Here is a 4,165-nt window from a genome sequence, read left to right on the forward strand (position 1 = left end):
TGGGAAAGGCTACGAAGAAATTATGCGTTAGATATGTTATGTTTTCCCTGTTGTCACAAAATTTATTGCACTTCTTGTCAAAGCACTATTGTTAAGAAGCTCTGTATTTGTCTTTAAATAACTTCTTACTCTTAGCTTTATTTCCTCTGAAACCTCTCTTGGATTAACAATAAAACTTCGGCACCGATCTTTCCCTTTATAATTCAAAGAAACAAATCTGTTAAATGAAAATCCATTGCGTAAAAATAAATCTACTAATATTGTAAATTTTTCGCCATTTGTTTTTGAAATATCATCGTATATATCATTTTGCAAGTAGTATAAATCCTCAGTGCTTGTAATTAACACCATTTTTTCATTAACATCATCATCAAACTCAAATATTTCATATTCTTGCATAATACCCTCCTCGCAAAGATATTTACAAATGTCTATTTAAAAATAATTTGATATGAATCATTTATTGTTTGCAATATCTCATCTGATAAGTCTTGGGCTTCTTTTAACGTTTCAATTATCCTTGTTTGGGATGGATCCACTGTAGAATGCAAATAAACATTTCTTTTGTTTGAATACATAGCATAAAGCTTATTCAATTCTTTTTTTTCATCTTCATGTATTCTTACGTCAAGATCAATTTTACTTGGGGTCCCCTTATCTCTATGAAACATATTAAATGTATTTTTCTTTTCTAATCTGTAGTTATACTTTTGTGATAAAATCTTTTTCAAATAACCTTCTAATGCTTTAAACTCCCCTGTAACGCAACCAGTGTAATCCTCGCTACTGGATTTTTGTTTCAGTAAAGTAAGCGACCCAGATATAGATTTTAATAAAGCCTCATCCAAATATAAATATGCTTTCCCCAATTTACTTTGCATTTCATTTCTTATTGAATCACTTGGGGTGTTCATTTCAGCAAAAGCATTGTTTATATCAACAATTTGATCAAATGAAAACTCTGGTAAACCAGACAAATAAGATAAAACAATACTATATGCATGAAAAGGCTTACCTTGTATCATAGCTTTATTTGTTTGAGGATAGAAGGTAAACGTTAACACATCCCCATTATAACCAATAAACTTATATAAGTTTCCATTTTGTGAACAAGTTACTATTCCATTACACTCATCTTTAACATATTCTACGAGTTCATCAATTACAGTTTTGGTACATGGAAAGACAAATTGATTCACTGCAACATCTGTTGAAAACCCTTTTGATTTAATAAATCCAATTAACAGATTTGATTCATCAATATTTTTTCCTACTGGTAGTATTCTTACGGAATTCTTTTTGATGTAAAAAATAATCTTACATTCTTTACCATTAATAAAACATTGACATTTTTTTTGACTATCATTATCAATAAACGACTTAATAACAAACGTGCTGTTTTCTCTTGTATATGATTCTACAATTGATTTAATGTCGTCTTTGTTAATATGTATTTCGGTCATTTTTTTCACTCCTTTTCGTTATTTTGATTGCTCGCATTTTTCCATCTTTACCTTCATACACTTCATATTCTACAATATCACCTTTTGACAGTATTCTTTTCCCTAGAACACCTTTCATATTAAAATAGATATTTGAACCACCATGCCTTGGTTTTATAAACCCTGCACCTCCGTGTGGCAGTATATTTTCAATCTTACCTTTAAATTTATCAGTTTTACCTTCAATAGTTGCGATATAATCATTGGAAACGTGCTGAATTGCTCTAATATTTGGTTTTTCTTCAATGTCAATTTCAAGTACACTTATCGCATATTGCAGTTCTTCCGGAACAGGCCACCCTTGTCGTTCCCTATAAAAAGCACTCGCTTGAAAAAACAATTTTGCGTTCGCATTGTTCCCTGTTGCCTGCCACAAGAGTGCAGTATCTAACATAAGATTAACCATTTTCTCATGTTCAAATCTGCATATATATGCTTTACTTGCATACAACAAGGCATCTGACAGTTTGTTAAAACGCCAACATATTAGAGATAATTTATGATATATGAACCAGTAATTTTCTTTATATGCCAATGCTTTATATTCTTCAATTGCATTCTCAATATCTTCTTGTATCATACATTTGCTGTAATACATTCTTGCCTTTAGCCATGTATCATTTCTATAATGAAATTTAGTTATTTGTTTAAAAGCTGTTTCACAGATTGTTATGCATTCTTCGAATTTTTCTATTTTTTCGAGGGCTTTAGCCATGTGTTGATAATAAAATTCTTTTGGTGAAGCTAGCTCTCTATCTTTACCAGCTTCATCTTGAAAGTTAAAAACCTCTTCCGAAAGTATATCAGGGTCTAAATATGATAACCACTTTATTATCTCTTTAAAATTTTTTGAAGCCCTTTCGTTATATATTTTTACGACTTTTTTTATTGTCAGAACATATGGAGTTTTATAATGTTCATTCGCGTTCATCTGTATGCAATTATTTTTAATGTATTCTGCTCTTTTTATAAAATCATCAAACCCATCCTTGTCGGCGACAGAATAATTCTTAATATAGCAATCATATAAACACCAACATAACGTAGAAATAATCCATTTGTTTAACATTATGTTTTGGTTGCCATTTAATTCTCTGCATATTTCAACAAAAGTTATACTTTCTTTTACTTTTCTTAGCGCCTGACCATAATCATAAAGCAAATAGACATCATTCTTACTTGAATTATCCCAAAGAGTTTCAAATATAGTTTTAGCAAGAGGATAATTACCATTTGCAAATTCAGCTTTAGCATTTTCTCTGGTATATTCAATCTCTTTATCTTTCACTATATCGTCCAAATGTAAATGTCCTCCTATCCAATAACAAAGAGCAACCAAAATGTTAGTTGTGTTTTGTATATCTAATTTACTATTACTAAAAAGACTAGCATAAAGTCTTTTCAACCCCACATGTTGTTGATTTTATGATTATTAGTCATCTTCGCCAAGTTTGTACTCGATACAATTTGCACATATACCTATACCTTCTTCGTCAGACTCGTAAAAGAGAGTGCCACAACTACTGCAAAACTCAACTTCTTCAACACTACAATCAAAATCACAGGAAAAGCATAATGCTCTTTCATTTTCTGAATCTAGCACAAACGTTTCTTTTCCACATTGGGGACACTCGTATAAGGGATATTCACCCCCATCTTTCACAGTACAATATTCATCGATACCAATAATATTGAAAATATAGTTATCGGCTGCTGATTCTCCAGTGTCCTCATAGCCGCAGAAATAGCATTTGACATTATCATATCTAAGCAAGAAAGATTCCTGACACTCCGGGCAGATGACAGCATCCTTGCTTAATCCTGCTTGCTCTAATATTTTCTGCGCTATTACCTTTGCGTCTTCATAATGTTTGGTGAGTTTTCTCATGGTATCCTTTATTTTAGCAAATAAAGTGCTTTCTTCATCACAAAAATCATCCACATCATAGTTCTCTACAAGAAGTCTAATAAGAATGGATATACTCTTATGAATTGAACTCTCTATAGATAAAATCGATTCATTAAAATCGAAGTGTTCTGCACGATTCCTTCGTTTACGAAGGTTCTTTAATGTTAGAATATCATGCTGTTCAATTTTGATGCTGCATAGATTTTCAAGTCGAGCAAACAATGTATCATTATCAACGCTCTGAAAATCTCCACTTACCAATAGTTCCTTTTTGGCTTTATTCATATCTGCGAAAACGTAAGTCCAGTGTTCTTTAAACAGACGAGATTTTAATACAAGCTCAATTCCAGATGATATATGCAATAAAGAATACTTTATTAATCGTTTTTTCGCATATTCATCCGTTGTGTCTTCATTGGCAATCGTTAAGTCATTTATTGAGTGAAGTACAAAGTCAAGACCGTTTTCTAATACTGTATATTTCATTTCCATAATAAATCATTCCTTTTATTAATTACCCATTATTAACCTAATCAGAATACATATGACAATTTCCAATTATAGAAATTAGTTAAATTACGTCATACTTATATACTTATGAAGAAACACATATTAAACATTAATCTAACAATATAAGCGTATAACTTTTTTGTATCATTTTATCATAAATATTTATAATATAGAATAATTTTTCATAATATGGGATATAATTCGTCTTTTTAGTCATCTTAAGCCACTTGCGAAGAATTTCTAC

4 protein-coding genes are annotated in these 4,165 nt (G+C 30.8%); all 4 read right to left on the reverse strand.

Going from position 1 to position 4,165, the window contains the following annotated elements; genetic code table 11:
* Nucleotides 1–36: 36 nt before the first annotated feature.
* The 4 genes from ACESM9_RS14735 to ACESM9_RS14750 all read right to left on the reverse strand — a co-directional run bounded on the left by ACESM9_RS14735 (nt 37) and on the right by ACESM9_RS14750 (nt 3,903).
* Nucleotides 37–399: a type II toxin-antitoxin system RnlB family antitoxin gene (locus ACESM9_RS14735; protein WP_373000390.1), complete on the reverse strand. Its 363-nt coding sequence runs from the start codon at nt 397–399 to the stop codon at nt 37–39.
* Nucleotides 400–431: 32 nt separating this feature from the next.
* Entirely contained in the window at nt 432–1,463 is a 1,032-nt protein-coding gene (locus ACESM9_RS14740; protein ID WP_373000393.1) for a hypothetical protein, read from the reverse strand.
* The gene (locus ACESM9_RS14745) at nt 1,444–2,802 is read right to left on the reverse strand and encodes a hypothetical protein (RefSeq protein WP_373000396.1); all 1,359 of its coding nucleotides are present in this window, start codon (nt 2,800–2,802) and stop codon (nt 1,444–1,446) included. The genes ACESM9_RS14740 and ACESM9_RS14745 overlap by 20 nt, the downstream gene beginning before the upstream one ends.
* A gap of 132 nt (nt 2,803–2,934) precedes the next feature.
* Nucleotides 2,935–3,903 carry a hypothetical protein gene (locus ACESM9_RS14750; protein ID WP_373000399.1) on the reverse strand — a complete coding sequence of 323 codons (969 nt, stop codon included), beginning with the start codon at nt 3,901–3,903 and terminating at the stop codon, nt 2,935–2,937.
* Nucleotides 3,904–4,165 lie beyond the last annotated feature (262 nt).

The sequence above is a fragment of the Lutispora sp. genome (assembly GCF_041687175.1).
In the GTDB taxonomy this organism is placed as follows: domain Bacteria; phylum Bacillota; class Clostridia; order Lutisporales; family Lutisporaceae; genus Lutispora.

Coding starts and splice junctions, on each gene's coding strand:
- ACESM9_RS14740 (WP_373000393.1), bottom strand. CDS start 1,463: ATGACCGAAATACATATTAACAAAGACGACATTAAATCAATTGTAGAA.
- ACESM9_RS14750 (WP_373000399.1), bottom strand. CDS start 3,903: ATGGAAATGAAATATACAGTATTAGAAAACGGTCTTGACTTTGTACTT.
- ACESM9_RS14735 (WP_373000390.1), bottom strand. CDS start 399: ATGCAAGAATATGAAATATTTGAGTTTGATGATGATGTTAATGAAAAA.